Source organism: Dactylosporangium sp. NPDC005555 (assembly GCF_040605635.1).
GTDB lineage: Bacteria > Actinomycetota > Actinomycetes > Mycobacteriales > Micromonosporaceae > Dactylosporangium.
Window position 1 is genome coordinate 186,919 of record NZ_JBEXDG010000012.1, and the last position, 19,218, is coordinate 206,136.

At 69.7% G+C, this 19,218-nt stretch carries 18 protein-coding genes; 2 read left to right on the forward strand and 16 right to left on the reverse strand.

All coding sequences use genetic code 11. The features are described from left to right. Positions 1-259: 259 nt before the first annotated feature. The gene (locus ABZS58_RS16740) at positions 260-1,084 is read right to left on the reverse strand and encodes an alpha/beta hydrolase (RefSeq protein WP_354782199.1); all 825 of its coding nucleotides are present in this window, start codon (positions 1,082-1,084) and stop codon (positions 260-262) included. A gap of 26 nt (positions 1,085-1,110) precedes the next feature. Between ABZS58_RS16740 and ABZS58_RS16745 the strand changes: the two genes are divergently transcribed. Further along, positions 1,111-2,124: a sigma-70 family RNA polymerase sigma factor gene (locus ABZS58_RS16745; protein WP_354782201.1), complete on the forward strand. Its 1,014-nt coding sequence runs from the start codon at positions 1,111-1,113 to the stop codon at positions 2,122-2,124. A gap of 51 nt (positions 2,125-2,175) precedes the next feature. Here the strand turns inward: ABZS58_RS16745 and ABZS58_RS16750 are convergent, their stop codons facing one another. Then, on the reverse strand, positions 2,176-3,816 hold the full coding sequence (locus ABZS58_RS16750; RefSeq protein WP_354782203.1) for an alpha-amylase family protein: 1,641 nt from the start codon (positions 3,814-3,816) through the stop codon (positions 2,176-2,178). An 87-nt stretch (positions 3,817-3,903) separates the two neighbouring features. Here ABZS58_RS16750 and ABZS58_RS16755 point away from each other — a divergent pair, with 87 nt between their 5' ends. Beyond that, on the forward strand, positions 3,904-4,788 hold the full coding sequence (locus tag ABZS58_RS16755; RefSeq protein WP_354782205.1) for a hypothetical protein: 885 nt from the start codon (positions 3,904-3,906) through the stop codon (positions 4,786-4,788). Between the two features lie 514 nt (positions 4,789-5,302). On the opposite strand, the gene ABZS58_RS16760 is transcribed toward ABZS58_RS16755, so the two are convergent. The 14 genes from ABZS58_RS16760 to ABZS58_RS16825 form a co-directional block, all read right to left on the reverse strand. Further along, the gene (locus ABZS58_RS16760) at positions 5,303-6,895 is read right to left on the reverse strand and encodes a glycoside hydrolase family 13 protein (protein WP_354782207.1); all 1,593 of its coding nucleotides are present in this window, start codon (positions 6,893-6,895) and stop codon (positions 5,303-5,305) included. Between the two features lie 75 nt (positions 6,896-6,970). Then, the gene (locus ABZS58_RS16765) at positions 6,971-7,990 is read right to left on the reverse strand and encodes a carbohydrate ABC transporter permease (protein ID WP_354782209.1); all 1,020 of its coding nucleotides are present in this window, start codon (positions 7,988-7,990) and stop codon (positions 6,971-6,973) included. Positions 7,991-8,025: 35 nt separating this feature from the next. After that, the gene (locus ABZS58_RS16770) at positions 8,026-9,015 is read right to left on the reverse strand and encodes a sugar ABC transporter permease (protein ID WP_354782210.1); all 990 of its coding nucleotides are present in this window, start codon (positions 9,013-9,015) and stop codon (positions 8,026-8,028) included. Positions 9,016-9,117: 102 nt separating this feature from the next. Then, positions 9,118-10,488 (reverse strand): extracellular solute-binding protein, encoded by a 1,371-nt coding sequence (locus tag ABZS58_RS16775; RefSeq protein ID WP_354782212.1) that lies wholly within the window; start codon positions 10,486-10,488, stop codon positions 9,118-9,120. Between the two features lie 442 nt (positions 10,489-10,930). Beyond that, entirely contained in the window at positions 10,931-11,971 is a 1,041-nt protein-coding gene (locus ABZS58_RS16780) for a LacI family DNA-binding transcriptional regulator (RefSeq protein WP_354782214.1), read from the reverse strand. Between the two features lie 123 nt (positions 11,972-12,094). Beyond that, complete coding sequence (locus ABZS58_RS16785; protein ID WP_354782216.1) at positions 12,095-12,586, reverse strand: hypothetical protein; 492 nt, start codon at positions 12,584-12,586, stop codon at positions 12,095-12,097. A gap of 8 nt (positions 12,587-12,594) precedes the next feature. Then, positions 12,595-12,957, reverse strand: coding sequence for a response regulator (locus ABZS58_RS16790; protein WP_354782218.1), 363 nt, complete (start codon positions 12,955-12,957; stop codon positions 12,595-12,597). Then, positions 12,954-13,427, reverse strand: a complete 474-nt coding sequence (locus tag ABZS58_RS16795; protein ID WP_354782220.1) for a chemotaxis protein CheX — start codon at positions 13,425-13,427, stop codon at positions 12,954-12,956. The genes ABZS58_RS16790 and ABZS58_RS16795 overlap by 4 nt, the downstream gene beginning before the upstream one ends. Continuing rightward, entirely contained in the window at positions 13,424-13,825 is a 402-nt protein-coding gene (locus ABZS58_RS16800) for a response regulator (protein WP_354782222.1), read from the reverse strand. Before ABZS58_RS16800 ends, ABZS58_RS16795 begins: the two co-directional genes overlap by 4 nt. 6 nt (positions 13,826-13,831) lie before the next feature. Continuing rightward, on the reverse strand, positions 13,832-14,689 hold the full coding sequence (locus ABZS58_RS16805) for a CheR family methyltransferase (RefSeq protein ID WP_354782224.1): 858 nt from the start codon (positions 14,687-14,689) through the stop codon (positions 13,832-13,834). Then, entirely contained in the window at positions 14,686-15,876 is a 1,191-nt protein-coding gene (locus ABZS58_RS16810) for a chemotaxis response regulator protein-glutamate methylesterase (protein WP_354782226.1), read from the reverse strand. Before ABZS58_RS16810 ends, ABZS58_RS16805 begins: the two co-directional genes overlap by 4 nt. Positions 15,877-16,062: 186 nt before the next feature. Next, on the reverse strand, positions 16,063-16,953 hold the full coding sequence (locus tag ABZS58_RS16815) for a hypothetical protein (protein WP_354782228.1): 891 nt from the start codon (positions 16,951-16,953) through the stop codon (positions 16,063-16,065). 90 nt (positions 16,954-17,043) lie between these two features. Then, on the reverse strand, positions 17,044-18,585 hold the full coding sequence (locus tag ABZS58_RS16820; protein WP_354782230.1) for a methyl-accepting chemotaxis protein: 1,542 nt from the start codon (positions 18,583-18,585) through the stop codon (positions 17,044-17,046). Positions 18,586-18,590: 5 nt separating this feature from the next. Then, complete coding sequence (locus ABZS58_RS16825; protein WP_327008652.1) at positions 18,591-19,046, reverse strand: chemotaxis protein CheW; 456 nt, start codon at positions 19,044-19,046, stop codon at positions 18,591-18,593. Between the last annotated feature and the right edge of the window lie 172 nt (positions 19,047-19,218).

The following is a 19,218-nucleotide window of genomic DNA, read 5'->3' on the forward strand; positions in this document are numbered from 1 at the left end:
GACACGCCCCGGCCCCGTCGCGCCTCCCGGCCGGCCCGGCGCGGGTGAGCCCGCACGGACCCGGCCGTCCCAGGCCCCAGCCCCGGTGCGGACCCTGCCGCCCCGGCCTCCAGCCCTGCGCGGACCCCGCGTCCCAGCCACTGCGCTGACCCGGCCGCCCCAGCCTCGCCCAGGCCCAGCCGCTCCAGCCCCGCGCGGACCCCGCTGTCCCAGCCCCGCGCGGGACCGGCCGTCCCAGCCCCGCGCGGGACCGGATGCGTCAGTCCTGTGCGGGACCGGCGAGGACCTCGCGCAGGCGTGGTGCGAACGTGACGGGGTCCTCGACGAAAGCGATGTGCCCACCCGGGAACGGGACCGGCTCCGTGCCCAGCAACGCCGCCAGGGCCGCCGAGGTGCGGTCGCAGATCTGACCGGCGGACGCCTCCCCCACCCCGACCACGATCCGTGCGCCGCCGCCGGTCAGCGCCCCGGCGTCCGGCCGCCACAGCGTGGTGCCGCGCATCTCGTGCAGGAACCAGAAGCGCTCGTCGGCCATCTGCTGCGCGTCCGGGGCGGGCGGCGGCGGGGCGTCCGGGTCCATCGGGATGGCGGCGTTGCTCAGGAACCTCATCCACGCCCCGGGGACGTCGCCGGCCGCGTACGTGGCGATGATGTCCTCCACCGCGGCACGCCGCGCCGCGGCGTCGGGCAGGAGCTCGGTCACCGGTGGCTCGTGGGCGACGACGGTGTGCACCCGGCCCGGGTGCTCCTGCGCCAGCGCCAACGCGGTGACGGCGCCGCCGCTCGTACCGAAGACGGCCGCCGGACCCATGTCCAGGTGCAACACGAGCGCGGCCACGTCGGCGGCGCGCAGCGCGGGGGTCGAGTCGGCGTCCGGGTCGTCGGGCACGCTGGCGCCGATCCCCCGTGGGTCGGTGGTGAGGACGGTATGGTCGGCGGCGAGCAGGTCGGCCAGCGGCGCGAGGAATCTGGTGCCCATCGGGGCTCCGACGAGCACGAGCAGCGGGCCCTGGCCGCGCACCTCGTAGTGCAGCGCGGCTCCGGGCACCCGTAGTGACCCGGCGGTGACAGTGGTGTGGTTCACGAACCCCTCCAGAAACGGCGGTGGCGATGTCGGTCGGAAGTGGGACTGCCGCGGGGGCGCGGAATCGTCGCGATCCCGAGGTCGAACTTGCCCTGGAGGGTGACGAGGACGCGTTCGCCCGGCTGGTCCTGCCGCTGCGCGGTCAGCTGCACGCGCACTGCTACCGGATGCTGGGCTCGGTCCACGACGCCGACGACGCCCTGCAGGACGCGCTGCTGCGGGCGTGGCAAGGGCTGCGCGGCCTCACCGGGCACGGCTCGCTGCGGGCCTGGCTGTACACCGTGGCCACCCGCACCTGTCTCGACCTCGCGGCGGCCCGCGGGCGCCGGGCACTGCCGATGGACCTCGGCCCGGGAAGCGACCGCGCGGTGCTCGCCAGCGCCCCGCTGACCGAGGTCGCGTGGCTGGAGCCCTACCCCGAGACCGTGTACGAGCGGCGCGAGACCGTCGAGCTCGCCTTCGTCGCGGCCCTGCAGCACCTGCCCGGCAACCAGCGCGCGGCGCTGCTGCTCTTCGACGTGCTGGGCTTCTCCGCCGCCGAGATCGCCGCGATGATGCGCACCACGCCGACCTCCGTGAACTCCGCCCTCGCGCGGGCCCGCCGGCTGGTCGCCGAGCGCGTCCCGGAGCCGTCCCAGCAGCAGACCCTCCGCGACGTCGGCGACGCGCGGGTCCGCGACCTCGCCACCCGCTACGCGGCGGCGCTGGAGGGCGGCGACACGGCCGGTCTCGTCGCGCTGCTCACCGAGGACGTGACCTGGTCGATGCCGCCGCTGCCGCACTGGTACCACGGGATCGCCGCCGCGGTCGGCTTCGCCGAGGAGGTGCCGTTCAAGCGGTGCGGCTCGTGGCGACACCTGCCGGCCACGGCGAACGCCCAGCCCGCCGTGGCCTCCTACCGCTGGGACGCCGCCGCGGGCGTGCACCGCGCCTGGTCGCTCGACGTCCTGACCCTGCGCGGCGCGCGGCTCAGCGCCGTCACCGCGTTCATCGACGAGGCGCACTTCACCCGGCTGGGCCTGCCCCTGACAAGGCCCTGACAAGGCCCTGACAAGGCCCTGACAAGGCCCTGACAAGGCCCTGACGCGCCGTCAGGTGTTGCTGCGGCGCAGGCGGATCCAGCGGTACCCGTAGCCGGACAGCTGGAGCTTCGTGAAGTCGCCGACCGGTTCGTACTCCTGGTTGGCGAAGACGTCGTTGGGCAGGTGCGTGTCCGCGGCGAGGTCGCCCAGGTCCACGACGGCGTCCTGAGTGCCGAGGTTGTGCAGGAACAGCATCGAGCCGGTCGGGCCGTCCGCGCGGTGCACCAGGACCCCCGGCGGGAGCGGCTGGTCGACGCACGTGCACGAGCCGCCGCCGATCTCGGGGATCTCCCGCAGCGTCCGGATCATCCGCTCGAACCAGGCGAGCAGCGACCGGTCGTCGTGCCGCTGGGCGGTGACGTTGACGCGTTCGTAGCCGTGTTCGCCCTTGCTGATCACCGGGCGGATCGGCTCCGCGGCGCTGAAGCCGCCGTTGGTGGCGAACGACCACTGCATCGGCGTGCGGATCGCGTAGCGGCCGGTCTGGGTCAGGTCCTCGCCCATGCCGATCTCCTCGCCGTACCGCAGCACCGGGGTGCCCCGCAGCGAGAACTGCAGTGAGTAGGCCAGCTCCAGGCGGTTGCGGTCGTTGCCGAGCATGGGCCCGAGCCGGCGGCGGATGCCCCGGCCGTACAGGCGCATGTCCTCATCGGGTCCGAACTGCTGGAACACGTCCTCGCGCTGCTCGGCGGTCAGCCGCGAGAGGTCGATCTCGTCGTGGTTGCGCAGGAACGTCGCCCACTGCCCGCCCGGCGGCAGCTTCGGCGTGGTCTTCAGCCAGTCGATGACCGGCTCCGGGTTCTGCCGCGCCAGGGCGAGGATCAGCCGGCCGTTGAGCATGAAGTCGAACAGCATGTGGATGCGGTTGCCCGAGCCGCCCGCGTCGCCGAAGTACTCCGGCAGCTTCTCCGGCTCGACGTTGGCCTCGGCGAGCAGCACCGCGTCGCCGCGCCGCCACTGGATGTGCTGGCGCAGCTCGGTGAGGTAGTCGAAGTCCATCGGGCATTCCGGGCGCCCGGGCTCGGTCAGCTCGATGATGAACGGCACCGCGTCCATCCGGAACCCGGCGACGCCGAGCTGGATCCAGAAGGCGAGGATCTTCTTCACCTCGGCGCGCACCAGCGGATTGGCGAAGTTCAGGTCCGGCTGGAAGTCGTAGAAGCGGTGGTAGTACCAGGCACGGGCCTTGCGGTGGTAGGTCCACGTCTCGGACTGCTCGCCCGGGAACACCATCCCCTGGTGACGGTCCGACGGCTCCTTGTCCGCCCAGATGAACCAGTCCCGGTAGGGCGAGTCCTTCGACGAGATCGCCGACTGGAACCACGGGTGCTCGTCCGAGGTGTGATTCACCACCAGGTCGATGATGACCTTGATCCCACGGTTCGCCGCCTCGTGCAGCAGTTCGGCGAAGTCGCCCAGCGTGCCCAGCCGCGGATCGACGTTGTAGAAGTCGGTGGCGTCGTAGCCGTCGTCCTTGCCAGGTGTCGGATGGATGGGATGCAGCCAGAGGCAGTTGATCCCGAGCCTGGTCAGGTAGTCGAGACGACTGATGAGACCTTGAAAGTCGCCGATGCCATCCCCGTTGGAGTCCTGGAACGTGTCGACGTCCAGGCAATAGATGACACTCTCGGTGTACCAGCGCTCGCCCATGGGTTCCGGGTTACCGAATCGGCAATTACGCAAACGCCCGCTTGCGTGCGCCCCGCCCCGACCGCAAGGATGGCACCCGGGGGGCTGATGGTCGACTTCGCCGGCGCGCTACGCGACGCCATCCAGGCACGGGGCCTGGGACTGGAACGCATCCAGGAGCGGCTTCGTGCCGAGGGCTTCTCGGTGAGTCTCGCCACATTGAGTTACTGGCAGACCGGGCGCAGCCGCCCGGAGCGCCGTGAGTCCCTGGCCGCCCTCGCCGAGCTCGAGAAGATCCTGGAGGTCGAGCCGGGGTCCCTGGCCGCCCTCGTCGGGCCTCCCCGCCCGCGCGGCCGGCACCTGCACAAGAGCCAGGAAGCGCCGGCGCTGGGCGCGTTCTGGTCGGAGCAGGATCTCATCACCGACCTCGCGCAGGGCGTGGACACCCGCTGGGACGAGCGGCTGACCCGGCTGAGCCAGCACGACCGGGTCAACGTGGGGCCGGAGCGCGGCGAGGTCTCATTCCTCGTCCGGCAGGTCTTACGGGCCGAGGCGGACGGGCCCGACCGCTACGTGGTCATCGTGCGCCTCGACGAGCAGGAGCACCCGCTGCCGCTGATGACCGCGGTCCGCAACTGCCGGCTGGGCCGGGTGGTCGAGCACCTGGAAAGCGGGCTACTGCTGGCCGAACTGCTCTTCGACCGCCCGCTCGCCAAGGGTGAAACCGTCATCACCGAACATGCGCTGCACAATTATCCGCCGTTTCCGACAGCGACCAATTATGAGCGCAAGTTTCGGCTTCCGGTGCGTGAATACGTACTCGAGGTGTGTTTCGACCCGGCAGCGCTGCCGCGGGCCGTCTATCAGTTCCAGCAGATGGACGGCCAGACCGAACAGGTGACCCCTTACGAGGTCGACGTGGGCAATTCAGTCCACGCGATCGCACTGGACTACGGCCCGGGTCGTTACGGATTCCGATGGGACTGGGACTGAAGGTGGGACTGGGACTGAAGGTTCCGGCTGCTCAGATGGTCTTGGGCAGTTGAGAACAACGGGGCGCCGGTGTGACCAGCGCCCCGCCTCTGTTCCCGGACACTACCGGCGTCACCATCTGAACGGCTGGGATGTCGCCGCGACGGTAAGGGTGGAACGCATGTGCCGCCTCCACAAGGAAGTTCGTTTTCCTTGCCGATGACGTTATGGGGGCACCCGATCGACCGGAAGATCTCCGCCCGGCTTAACAGTTAACGCTCGACCCCTTTCCACCCCTTAACAGTTAAGTGTGGGAAATCGACCGTTCACACAACCCCAGATCGGCAACCTGCCACCCCGCCTCGAGGCGGTGGGGTGGCAGGCACGGTGCGGAAATACGGACCGGGCGGTCGCACCCGCCAACTTGTGCGACCGCCCGGCGTTCAGGGGGCCGTCCGGTCCGGCTGGCGCTGGGCCCGGTGGCGGCCGGACCCAGCGCCAGGTTCCAGACAGCGCCTGCGTGGTGCTGTGTGGGTCAGGAGAGCCGGAGCCAGGCGGAGGCGTCCGGGGGAAGGGTGCCGTCGTCGTTGAGCGGCACGCTGCTGACGAGCACCTCGCGGTGCGGCGGCAGCGTGGCCGGCGCCGTGCCGAGGTTGGTGACGTTCGCGAACGTGTCGTCGCGGGCGAAGGCGAGGACGTCCGGGGCCGAGTCGAGCCAGCGCATCGGGCCGTCGCCGAGGGAGGGTTCGGCGCCACGGACGCTCAGGGCCCGGCGGTACAGCTCGAGGAACGAACCCTCGACACCCTCCTGCGCGGCGACCGTCTTGCCGGCCCAGGTGGCGGGCTGCGGCAGCCACGGGTTGCCGGTGGCGTCGGCGGAGCTGAAGCCGAAGGGGGCCCCGTCGCCGGACCAGGGCAGCGGGACGCGGCAGCCGTCGCGGCCGGGGTTGGTGCCGCCGGAGCGGTGGTACATCGGGTCTTCGCGGAGGTCGTCGTCGAGGTCCTCGACCTCTTCCAGGCCGAGCTCCTCGCCCTGGTACAGGTAGACCGCACCGGGCAGCGACATGATGAGCAGCGCGGCGGCGCGGGCGCGGCGGGTGCCCAGCGCCAGGTCGGAGGGCACGTTGTACCGCTTCTCGGCGAAGGAGAAGTTGGTCGACTCGCGGCCGAAGCGGGTGACCTCGCGGGTGACGTCGTGGTTGGACAGGACCCAGGTGGCGGGCGCGGAGACCGGCGCGTGCACCTCGAGGGTCATGTCGATCTCGTAGCGCAGCCGCGCGGCTTCCCACGGCGCGTTGAGGAACGCGAAGTTGAAGGCCGTGTGCAGCTCGTTCGGGGCCAGGTACCGGGCGAAGGCCTCGTGGTCGGGCAGCCACACCTCGCCGATGAGGGCGCGCGGCGGCGTGTACGTGTCGGAGATGCGCCGCCAGCTCTGGTAGACGTCGTGGATGCCCTCGTTGTCCTCGTAGTCGTCGCTGACGAGGGGGTCCTTGATGAGGACGGCGGCGGAGTCGATGCGGATGCCGTCGATGCCGCGGTCGAGCCAGAAGCGGACGATGTCCTCGAACTCGTCGCGGACGGCGGGGTGGTCCCAGTTGAAGTCGGGCTGCTCGGAGGCGAAGAGGTGCAGGTACCACTCGCCGTCGGGGACGCGGGTCCAGGCGGGGCCGCCGAAGATGGACTGCAGGTCGGTCGGCGGCTGGTCGCCTTCGGGGCCGCGGCCCTTGCGGAACCAGAACAGGTCACGCTCGGGTGAGCCGGGCGCCGACGCCAGCGCCTTCTGGAACCAGGCGTGCTGGTCGGAGCAGTGGTTGGGGACGATGTCGCAGATGACCCGGATGCCGGCGTCGTGCGCCTCCTCGATCAGCTTCTCGGCCTCCGCGAGGGTGCCGAAGATCGGGTCGATGGCACGGAAGTCGGCGACGTCGTAGCCGCCGTCGGCGAGCGGGGACGGGTACCACGGCACGATCCAGATCGCGTCGACACCGAGGCCGGCCAGGTAGGGCAGTCTGGAACGCAGGCCCGCCAGGTCGCCGACGCCGTCGCCGTTGCCGTCGGCGAAGCTACGCAGATAGACCTGGTAGATAGCGGCGCTGCGCCACCAAGCTTGGTGGTGTTGGTCGGCCACGTGGAACCTGCTTTCTCACACTCGAATTGCCTACTACACACGACAGGTGGATCGGGATCTGACGAGGGTCGTGAACTAGCCCTTCACGGCCCCTCCCAATCCTGCGCCCGAGAGGAAGAGTCGCTGGAAGGCGATGAAGAAGACGATCGGGATGAGCGTCGAGATCGCGAGGGCGGCGAGGAACACGCCCAGGTCTGTCTGTGAGGCGATCGCCGGCAGGCGCACCGACAGCGGCTGCATCCCGGGGTCCTTGAGCACGAGCATCGGCCAGAGGAAGTCCTTCCAGCTCGCGATCGTCGCGAACACCGACACCACGCCGAGGATGGGCTTGGACATCGGCAGGACCACCGACCAGAAGAGCCGGAAGTTGCTGGCGCCGTCGACCCTGGCCGCCTCGAACACCTCGCGTGGGAGGCCGTCGAAGAACCGGGTCATGAGCACGACGTTGAAGGCGCTGGCGCCCGACGGCAGCCACACCGCCAGGAAGTTGTTGATCAGCGACTGGCCGACGACCGGCGGGTCGAGGATCGTGAGGTACAGCGGCACGAGGAGCACGACGCTGGGCACGAACAGGGTCGCGATCACCAGGCCGTTGACGACCTTGCCCCAGGCGGGACGCAGGACCGACAGCACGTAGCCGCCGGTGGTGGCGACGAGCATCTGCACGAACCACGAGCCGGCGGCGAGCCAGATCGTGTTGAGGAAGTACTTGCTGATCTGGACGTCGTTCCAGGCCTCGGAGATGTTCTCCAGGCGTACGCCGTTCGGGAAGATCGCCAGCGGCGTGCGGATGATGTCCTGCGTGGGCGTGATGGCGTACTTCGCCAGGAGCAGGATCGGCCCGATGCCGACGAGGAGCAGCAGCCCGAGCAGGACCGCGTGCAGGGTGGTCATGGTCGCCCTGATGCGCGGGTTGCGCCAGTCCTTCTCGGACACGTAGCCGCGGCCGCCCTCGAACTGGGACTTCTTGCGCTTGCGGGCCGTCCGCGCGACCCTGGCCGCACCGGCCGGGGCCCCGGCGCCGGACGGCCGCCGCCGGGCACCCGCGACGACGGGCCCGGTGTCCCGCCGCCCGGTGGGATCGGTGACGGTCATGGTGGTCCTCTTCCCCTCAGAACTGTGTTGCCCGGTCATGACTTGCTCCAGCCTGACGTGAGCTTGAAGTACAGCAGTGACAGGATCGCGAGGAACGTCGCGAGCAGGACGGACAGTGCCGTCGCCGCGCCGTAGTTGCCGCCGAGGGACCTGCCGAACGCGTAGTCGTAGATCATGAGCAGCACCGTGAGCGTGGCGTTCGCCGGGCCACCGCCGGTGAACAGGTACGGCTCCAGGAAGACCTGGACGGTGCCGATGATCTGCAGGATGAACGTGATGAGCAGCACACCGCGCAGCTGCGGCATGCTGACGTGCCAGACCCGGCGCCAGATGCCGGCACCGTCGACCTCGGCGGCGTCGTACAGCTCGTCGGGGACGCTCAGCAGCGCGGCCAGGTAGATGATGACGGTCCCGCCGGCCGCGGCCCAGGTCGCCTCGAGCACGAGGGACGGCATGGCCAGGGAGGGGCTCGACAGCCAGGCGTACGGGCCGAGCCCGACGTAGCTCAGGATCGTGTTGAACACGCCGTCGGCGGCGCCGTCGTAGAAGAACTTCCACAGCAGCACGGCGACGACCGGCGGCACCACGACCGGGAGGTAGGCGAGCACCGAGAACAGGCCCTTGCGGCGCCGGACCGAGCTCATCAGCACCGCCGTGACGAGCGGGATCGGGTAGCCGAACACCAGGGCGAGCAGCGCGAAGTACAGGGTGTTGAGGATCGCCGTGGGCAGGTCGGGGTCGGTGAGCACGAACTCGAAGTTCTTCCAGCCCACCCAGGTCGGGTCCGCGACGAGGTTGGTCTTCTGGAAGCTCATGACGACCGACCGCACGATCGGCCACCACGAGAAGACCCCGAAGATGATCAGGAGCGGCAGCGCGAACAGGAGCGAGCTGAGCCCTCCGCGCTGGACCCAGGTCACCGGGTCGCGCCGGCGGACCCGGCGCGTGGGCCCGTCCGAGCCCGGGTCGTGGTTGCCCCCGCCGGCGGAGCCGCCGGTCTGCCGCAGGGCTCCCGATGCACTCACGACGTCACTCCTCGTCCTGGTTTTCGAAGGGCAGAACCCCCCGGTGTGGGCCGCCGGTCTCCCCGCGGCCCACACCTGGTGGTTGTCAGTGGTTGGAGAGGATCAGCCGGCCGAGTCGATGGCGCGCTGCGCCTTCGTGTTGGCGTCGGTGAGGAGCTGGTCGATGTTGGCGTTCTTGTCGGTCAGCACGGCCTGGACGACCGAGTCGAGCGACTTGTAGACGTCCTGGGTGGCGATGGCCGGCTCGTTGACGACCTTGGCCTGGAAGACCTTGCCGGTGAACGTGGTCATCTGGTCCAGCGGCACGTTGACGAGGGGCTTGATCCAGCCCTGGTACGTCTCGTACTGCTGCTGCGAGAAGATCGGCAGCTCAGGGGTACCGACGGGCTGCTTGCTCGCGATCTGGATCTCGGCGTTCTTCTTCGCGGCGTCCTGGTTGGTGTACTTGCGCAGGTAGTGGTAGTCGATCCACTTGATCGCCGCGGCCTTCTCGTTGGCGCTGGCCTTGGTGGAGACGCCGGCCATGGTGCCACCGCCGAGGACACCGGCGTCGCTACCGGTGAGCGGGATCATCGTGAGGCCGTACGTCTTCGGGTCGATGTTGTTGGTCTGCACGAGGCTCGTGTAGACGTCCTGACCCGAGGTGTACATGCCGATCTTGCCGGCGGCGAACGCCTGGTTGATGCCGGTCCAGTCGTAGTCGAAGTTGGCGCCCATGGAATTGTCGGTCCAGCGCAGGTCCTTCAGGAACTGCAGCGAGGCCTTGGTGGCGTCGTTGGTGAGGGTGGCCTTCTTGCCGTCCTCGAGGCGACCGCCGCGGGCGTAGGTGTCGACCGTCAGCTGCCAGCCGCCGGTGCCGTCCTTGGCCATCTGCGCGAAGCCGGCCTGCTGGGTCTTCTCCGCGATCGCCTTGGCGGCGGTGCGGACCTCGTCCCACGTCGTCGGCGGCTTGGCCGGGTCGAGGCCGGCCTTGGTGAACAGGTCACGGTTGTAGTGCAGGCCGACCGCGTAGACGCTCTTGGCGGGGATGGCGTAGGTGTGACCGTCCGGGCCCTGGCCGTACTGCAGGACGTTCGGGTTGAAGTTCTTCGCGTACGACAGCGTGTCCAGGTTGGACTGCATGTCGGCGATCTGCCCGTTGGCGATCAGCGTCTTCGCGTCGGTGAAGGGGATCTCGAACACCACCGGCAGGGTGCCGCCGGCGAGGTCGGCCGCGAAGGTGGTGGCCTTCCACTCGTAGTCCTTGGTGACGACCGTGATGTTCGGGTTTTCCTTCTGGAAGTCCGCCACCTCGGCCGCGAGGGCCTGCTGCGCCTCGGGCTTCGCGCCGGGGAGCAGACCCACGACGTTCAGCGTGACCTTGGCGTTCGAGTCGGCCTTGGTGTCCTCGTCGCTTCCGCACGCGACGAGCGTGCTGGTGAGCGCCAGCGCACCGGCGATGGCCAGAGCCATCCTGGTACGTGAGTACTTCATCGTCGCTCCTTGTTGGGGTGTGGAGACATCCAGCCCTGCGTGGACCCGGATGGGGGAGTTCGGTTGGGGCGGAGACCGTGCGCAGCCTTGCGTGGGCTGCCGGGGTATTCGCAAGAGCTACAGGCGCGTTGCTCGTCGGTTTCCATCGCATCGCGTCAGGGTTTCGGCCTGGCGTAGGCAAGAGATTAGGCTCACTCGCCACAAGAAGTCCATGGTCCGTTGCAAAATTTTAATGATCCATTGGCAGTTGCTTGCATGGACCCGCTCCCACGGCCCGAGGACTTGCACGAAAGCGGCCGAAATCGCGCAGCGAGGGCCGGAAGTCCTTGACTGGACGCGGTCGGGTGCTTGCGGTCCGCAGCGGGCACCTGCTTGCGGACGCAACGAAAGAGCGCCACGACTCCGTGCAGGAGTCGTGGCGCTCTACAGAAAACTGCGGTTGCTACGCCGCGGATGCCGCCTTTGTCGCCTTCGGCGCGGAGACCTTCAGGGCGCCCGTCGAACCCCGCACGACGAGCTCCGGCTCGAAGAGCATCTCCTCGGTCGGCACCAGCGTGCCGGCCACCTGGCTGACGAGGAGGGTCACGGCGGCCTGGCCCATCGCCTGGATGGGCTGGCGCACGGTGGTCAGCGGCGGATCCGTGCAGTTCATGAACAGCGAGTCGTCGAAGCCGACCACGGAGATGTCGTCGGGGACCTCGCGGCCCAGCCGGCGGGCCGCCCGGATCGCGCCCAGGGCCTGCACGTCGCTGGCGCAGATGATGCCGGTGACGCCGTGCTTGATGAGCCGCGTGGCGCCGGCCCGGCCACCCTCCATGGAGAAGATGACCCGCTCGACGTCCTCGTCGTTGACGGTGTCGTTGAACTGCGCGGCCGCCTCGAAAGCGGTCAGCTTCCGGTTGGACGGCGCGTGGTCCGCCGGGCCGAGGATGAGCCCGATCCGCTTGTGTCCCAACGAGACCAGGTGGTTGAACGCCTGGTCCACCGCGTGGCCGTCGTCGACCGACACCCGCGGGAAGCCCAGGTCGTCGATCGCGGCGTTGACCAGCACGGCGGGCAGGCCGCGCTCGTGCAGACGGTGGTAGTGCTCGTGCTCCGCGGCCGCCTGGTGATAGAGCCCGCCGCAGAAGATGATGCCGGACACGTGCTGGTCCAGCAGCATCTCGACGTAGTCGGCCTCCGAGACGCCGTCCGCGGTCCGGGTGCACAGCACCGGGGTGAAGCCGCGCTTGGACAGCGCGCCGGCGACCACCTCGGCGAACGCCGGGAAGATCGGGTTCTGCAGCTCCGGCAGCACGAGGCCGACGAGGCGGGCGCGCTCGCCGCGCAGCTTCGTCGGTCGTTCGTAGCCAAGGACGTCGAGCGCGGTGAGCACAGCGGTGCGGGTAGCGTCGGAGATGCCGGGCTTGCCGTTGAGCACCCGACTCACGGTCGCCTCGCTCACGCCGGCGTACTTCGCCACCTCAGCGAGTCGTCGAGTCATGTCCGCAAGCGTAGTGCATGACTACGCAATTTTTTGCACGATGTCGCCCACCCAACCGCCCCGGCGCTGATCATGCGGCTGCGGCCACCGGAAAACCGGTACAAAAGGCCGCAGCCGCAACGATCAGCCGCCAGCGCCGGCGAGGGCGATCGAGATCTTCCCGGCGCCGTAGCCGGACACGTCGACGATCAGGTCGAGCCGGCGACCCAGCGCCATCAGCCAGTTCACGGCGTCGGTCGGCGCGGTCTCGCCGGGCAGGAACGTCTGGTACAGCTTCAGGCGCGGGACGCCTTCCTTGTTCAGCAGACCGGCGAGGATGTTGCACACCTCGATGGCGTTCTCGCCGATCATCTTGGAGATCTCGTTGTCCTCGATGCAGGCCTCGGCGCCCCCCGGCGGGATCAGGCCGATCGCGGCGCCCGTGTAGGCGGTGAGCCCGAAGTCCATCCCGATCACGGCGAGCAGTTGCGTGCGTTCGTCGGTGTAGAGGGCGACCAGGGTCTTGGGGACGTCGGCGGCTCGGAGGGGTTCGGCCGGGTTGACCGTGACCGACCGGCCGAGAAGGTCGTCAAAGAGGTCCTTGACGGCCTTAGGAACGGGCAGAACATGCGACATGGCTCAAATCATCCCAAAATTGGGTCGAGTGCGTCCTTGAATGTGTCCGCTGTGAACGGCTTGGTGACCAGAAAGAGCGCCCCCGCATCCTCGGCCGCCTGTCGCATCTCCGGCGTGCCCTCGGACGTCACGAAGCCGAACGGCACCTGGTCGCCGTTGGCCCGCAGCATCCGCAGGACCTCGACACCGCTCAGGTGCGGCATGTTCCAGTCCGACAGCACCAGGTCCGGTTTCTCCGCCACGGCCTTGTCGAAGGCCTCCTGCCCGTCACACGCCTCGACCAGATCGTGCCCCTCGTAGCCGGCCTGCCGGAGGGTCCGGGTCACGATCTGCCGCATGACCCGGCTGTCGTCGGCGATCAGAATCTTCATGCCATTGCTCCAGCGAGATCGGTGGTGCTCTCCAGAACGGTCACGGTGACCGACTCGTCCATCCAGGTACCTTCGAGGTGGCACACCTCGGTGACCGCCGGGTAGCGCCCCTGCGTCCCCTCGACGTGCACGTGCGGCAGCGACAGCGCGCTGGGCTCCGGCAGCAGGCTCTTCACGTTGCCGCCGATGATGTTGGCGAGCTCGCCCAGGGCGTCGGCGACGTCCTCCTCCGCCACGTCGTCGAACTCGATGCCCAGCAGCGCGGCCGCGACGTTCCTCGATGCCGCGTCGGAGCAGCTGACCAGGACGTGCCCGCGCCAGGCACCGGTGACGGAGACCGAGGCCGTGACGTCGGCCTGATGCTTGTCCGCGGGGATCGGCACCAGCGGGCTCGCGCCGTCGAGGTCGAGGTAGGAGGACCAGACCTGTTCAGCGATGACCTTGAGGTCTTCCTCGGTTGGGTTCGTCATGCTGCGACTCCGTTCGGGACGAGGCCGAGCAGCGCCAGCTTGTCGATGATCGCGTCCGGTGTGAACGGCTTGATCACGTACTCGTGGGCGCCCGATGCGAGGGCCCGCACGATCTGGCTCTGTTCGCTCTCCGTCGTGACCATCATCAACGTCATCCCGCGCAGGCGGGGTTCGGCACGGACCGCGATCACGAACTCCAGCCCGTTCATCTCGGGCATGTTCCAGTCGACCAGCGCCAGGCCGGGGATCTCGCCGTCACCGTCGAGAACATTGGCCGTGAGATAGTCCATCGCCTCTTGGCCGTTGCCCGCCTCGACCACTTCGAAGCCGAGCTGTGCCACGATCCGCTTCAAAATGAGCCGCATCGCACGCGAATCGTCGATCACCATGGTGAGCATCTGGCGTCACCCCTTTCCTACAGCGCTCACGGAAGCGGCGGTCTTCGGTGCGGTCCGCAGCTTGTAGGCGGACGTCCTGCCGGCGACCACCCGTTCGAATCTGTCGTCGATGCCGATCGTCGTCTCGGCGGAGCCGAGGAAGAGCCAGCCGTCGGGTCGTAAGGTGCCGGCGACCCGTTGCAGCACCGTCCGCTTCGTCTGTACATCGAAATAGATCAGCACGTTGCGGATGAACACGATGTCGAACGGCCCCATGGAGGGAAACGGCGCGGCGAGGTTGAGCCGGCGGAACGAGGTGTGCTTGCGCAGCGCCTGGGCGACCTGCCAGTGCGCGCCGTTGCGCTCGAAGTGCTTCACCAGCAGCGGCGCCGGCAGCCCGCGGTTGACCTCCAGCTGCGTGTACTGGCCGGCCTCGGCCCGGGTGAGCATCTCGGTGGAGATGTCGGTGCCGATGATGTCGAAGGACCAGCCCGGCGGCAGGTTGTCCTGCAGCACCATCGCGATCGTGTACGGCTCCTGCCCGCTGGAGCTCGCCGCCGACCAGACCTTGATCGAGCGGGTGGTCGCCCGCCGTACGAGCAGATCCGGCAGCACCGTGTCGACGAGCTGCTTGAAGGGCTCGCCGTCGCGGAAGAACGACGTCTCGTTGGTCGTGAGCGCGTCCACGATCTTGCGGTGGATCTCGGGCTCGGGGCGCTGCTGGGCACGGGCGACGAACTCGGACACGCTCGGCAGGCCGGACTGCCGGGCCAGCGGCAGCAGGCGCGCCTCCACCAGGTATTCCTTGCCCGCCTCGAGCACGATTGCCGCGTCGCGCCGAACGAGGCCGCTGATGAAGGCGAATTCCTGGGCAGTCAATGTCATCGGGTCACCTCCATGGATTTCGCACCCCGGCCCCCGGCCGTACGGCTGATGAGATGGTGGGCGATTTCGCCAAGCGGCAGGACGGCGTGCGCGATCCCGGCCGTCGCCACCGCACCGGGCATCCCCCAGACGACGGAGGTCGCCTCGTCCTGCGCGACGATCTCGGCGCCCGCGCCGCGCAACTGCTCGGCGCCGCGCTTGCCGTCCTGCCCCATCCCGGTGAGGACGATCGCGAGGGTGGCACCGCCGTAGGTCTTGGCCACCGAGCGGAACAGCACGTCCACGGCGGGCCGGCAGAAGTTCTCCGGAGGGCCGGTGTTGAGCTTGGTGATCACCTCTGTCCCGCGGCGGTGCACCTCCAGGTGGTAGTCGCCGGGCGCGATGTAGACGGTGCCGGGGCGCACGGGCATGTCGCCGGCCGCCTCCACGACCGTCAGCGCGGCGGTCCGGTCGAGCCGGTCGGCGAACATCTTGGTGAAGACCGGCGGCATGTGCTGCACCACGACCACCGGCACCGGCAGGTTCGCCGGCAGGGCCCGCACGACGGTGGTCAGCGCGTCGGGGCCACCGGTGGAGCAGCCGATGGTGACGACCTCGACCCGGTCGCCGCGCGGCGAGGTGCGGGCCGGCGCGGTCGTGGGCGGGGCGGTCACCGGCGGGCGGACCGAGCCCGGCAGCGGGTTGCCGCCCGGGCGCGCGACGGCATGACTGGTGCCGAACGTCCGGGTGTTGGGGCCGATGTTGGGGCCGATGCCGATCGGCGGCCGGGTCAGGGTGGACCGGCGGCCGCCGCACAGGGCGTGGATCCGCGGGATGATCTGCTCGCGGACCGACCGGATGCTCTCCGCGACGCTGCCGACGTTGGCGGGTTTGGTGACGTAGTCGCTGGCGCCGGCGGACAGCGCGTCCAGGGTCGCGGTCGCACCCGCCGCGGTGAGCGTGCTGAACATGATGACCGGGAGCCGCGCGTACAGGCCGCGGATCGCCCGCAGCGTCTCGAGGCCGTCCATGATCGGCATCTCGATGTCCAGGGTCACCAGGTCCGGGCGCAGCTGCTCGATCTTCGTCAGCGCGACCTTGCCGTTGGGAGCGGTGCCGACGACGCGGATCTCCGGGTCGTCGCTGAGCGCGTCGGTGATCAGACGCCGGACGACGACCGAGTCGTCCACCACCAGAACCGAGATCACGCGCCCTTGCCTCCAGCACCGGGGGCCTCATCGCAAATGCGAGGCCCGTCACGTTCCAGCGGGCTAATCGGCGGTGCTCCGGGGACGATGAGGGAAATTCCAAAAGAACCGCCCCTGCCCGGAGCAAACCGGACAGGGGCGGTGTTCGGGGCGCAGACCCGGGAGCGGGCCCGTCGCGATGAGGGCTCAGACGGCGAGCGGGCCCATCGCGGTGAAGTACGGGTCGAGCAGGCGCTTCGCCGTCGTGGAGTCCAGCAGGTCGCGGACCATGAGGGCCTGGACGGCGCCGCTGAGCAGGTTCCACACCCCGCCGGCCCGGTCGCCGACCGGCACGCCGGAGCGGTCGAGGGCCTGCACGAGCAGCAGCTGCGCGGCGGCACCGGCGCGGACCCGGCCGGACAGGAAGACGGCCCAGGACGCGGAGTGCACGGCCGGCGCCCAGTCGGTCAGCCCGGGGCGGGAGGTGTCGGTGACCTTGTTGAGCTGCCGCATCTCCGCCGGCGACAGCGAGCCGACCCGGCTCAGCATCTGGCGCAGCTCGTCGCCCTGCGGGCCGAGGTCGTGCTCCGGCTCGGGCAGCGCGCGCAGTGCCACGGTGTAGGGGGCGCTCAGCCTGCGCCGCGACTCGTCGGTCAGCAGCTCCCGCAGGTAGGCGGCCGCGGCGGCGTCGGACAGCACGCCGGTGGCCTTGCTCGCGACCTCGCTCTGCCGCTGCCGCGGGGCGCGCACCTGCGGCGTCGGCATGGTCGCCTGCGCCGGGCGGTTGCCCCAGGTCCAGTCGAGGATGTCGTACCGCAGGCAGTGCAGCAGCCCGTCGAGGGTGCCGAGCGGCGCGCGCTCGACCACCGCGAGGGCGCCGGCGTCGGCGTTGACCGCGCGACGCTCCTGGGCGGCGGCGTCGACGTCCCGCCACAGATCGACACGGTCCCAGTCGTCGTCGGCGCGCGCCGACGCGACCGCGTCAAGGTCACTCTGAGTGAGCGAAAGTCCGCGGAGCAGTACATCGGCGGCGGCCGATCCACCCTGGAGGCGGGAGAGGTCGAAGCCGAGAACGGGGGCGCTAACCAGGCTGTACATAGCAACTAGTCTGCAACGCACCTGCACCCCGGTCTGTCAGCCAAAAGGGTCGCGGGCGGGGCCCTGCGAGCGTACCCCGCCCGGCCAGGGTCAGATCTTGAACCGTGCGACGAGCGCGCGCATCTCGCTCGACATCCGGGACAGATCCGAAGCCGCGCGTTGCGCCTCGGCTACGTTGAGTGACGTGCTCTGGGTTGCGGCGGCGACGGTGGAGACGTTCGTGGCGATCTCGACGGAGCCGGTCGCGGCCTCGCTGACGCTGCGGTTCATCTCGTTGGTCGTCGCCGTCTGCTCCTCGACCGCCGAGGCGATGGTGAGCTGGTAGTCGTTGATCCGCGAGATGATCTGGCTGATCTCGCCGATCGCCGCGACCGCGCCGGTGGTGTCGGCCTGGATCGCCTCGACCCGCCGGGAGATGTCCTCGGTCGCCCGGGCGGTCTCCTGCGCCAGGTCCTTGACCTCGTTGGCGACGACGGCGAAGCCCTTGCCCGCCTCGCCCGCGCGGGCCGCCTCGATGGTGGCGTTCAGCGCGAGCAGGTTGGTCTGCTCGGCGATCGAGGTGATGACCTTGACGACGTTGCCGATCTCCGTGGACGACGCGCCGAGCCGGGCGACGGCCTGGTTCGTCGACTCCGCCGCCATCACGGCCTGCGACGCGACCTGCGCCGCCTCGCTGGCGTTCTGCGCGATCTCGCGGATCGACAGGCCCATCTCGTCGGCCCCGGCGGCGACGGTCTGCACGTTGCGGGAGACCTGCTCGGCCGCGGCGGCGACGAGGTTGGCCTGGTCGCTGGCCTCGCCGGTGCCGCTGGCGATCCGGGCGCTGACCCCGGTGAGCTCGCCGGCGGACGCGGCGAGCGACGAGGCGGTGTGGTCCATCGTCTGCACGGTCGTGCGCATGCTCTCGGTGGCCTTGTTGAGTGCCCCGGCCATGACGCCGACCTCGTCGGCGGAGGTGATCTCGACCCGGTGGCTCAGGTCGCCGGCGGCGACGGCGCCGAGCACGTCGGAGACCCGGCGCAGCGGCCGCACGACCAGCGAGGTGACCCACAGGCCGACGCCGAACGCGGCGAGCAGCCCGAGCACGGCCGCACCGATCATCATCATCCGGCTGGACTCGTAGTTGTCCTGCGCGGCGGCGCGCCACTGCTCGGCCTCGGCGAACTCCGCCGCCTGGAGCTCGTCGACGGTGTCCTGCGCCTTGACGATCTGCGGGGTGCCCTTGGCCGCGGCGATCTGCACGTACAGGTCGACCCGGCCGGCGTTGGCGGCGGGGAGCATCTCGGCGTCGCGCACCGTCTGGTAGGCCTTCATCGCCGTCGCGACGGTCTCGGCCTTGGCGGCGTGGGCGGGCGCGGCGCCGGCGCGGTACCGCTCGATCGCCGCCATCACGCGCTTGTCGGCGGCGAGGCGCTTGTCGTCGGAGAGCGCGCTGAGCGTGTCGGTGATGCCGTCGCGGATGTCGGACAGCGCGGCGAACTGGGCACTCTTCGCGGTGACCTTGCGCGTCGTGTCGTTGGCGTCGTTGAGTCCCTGGAGCGCGCCGACCGTCATGGCGATCATGGCGATGCCGGCGACGACGATGGCGCTGAGCACCTTCGTGCGGATCCCGCGGTTGGTGAACCAGTTCATGGGACCTATTCCTCGCGGTTGCCGGTGCCCGGCTGGCTGGTGTTGACGGCCTTCGTGGTGTCCAGCGCGAGCAGCAGCCGGCCGTCGAGCTTGAACGCGCCGGTGATGAGGTGCCGGCTCGGCCCGTGCAGGGTGTCCGGCGGCGGCTCGAACGTGTCGTCCTGCAGCGTGACGACCTCGCCGATCCGGTCGACCAGCAGGGAGACGGACTCCTCGTCGGTCTTCACGATGACGTTCATGGCCGGTTCGGCGCTCTTCGTGCGGGGCGGCAGCCCGAGCTGCACCCGCAGGTCGACGGCGGCGATGACCTGGCCGCGGAGGTTGAACAGCCCGCCGACGGACTCCGGGGCGAGCGGCACGGGCGTGTACTGGTCGAAGGAGAGGACCTCCTGCACCTTGGCGACGTCGAGCCCGAAGAGCTGATCGGCGACCTCGAAGGTGGCGTACTGGCGGCTGGCCATGGTCAGGCTCCGGCGTGCTGGTAGGTGTAGTCGGCGTTGGCGTCCGACTGGTACGGGTCGTACGGGTCGACGGTGTCGTCGATCTTCGTGTGGAAGAGGGGGTCGGCGGCGAGGATGGCGCGGCGGACGTCGAGGAGTTCGGTGACGCGTTGCTGGATGACGGCGGAGCCGA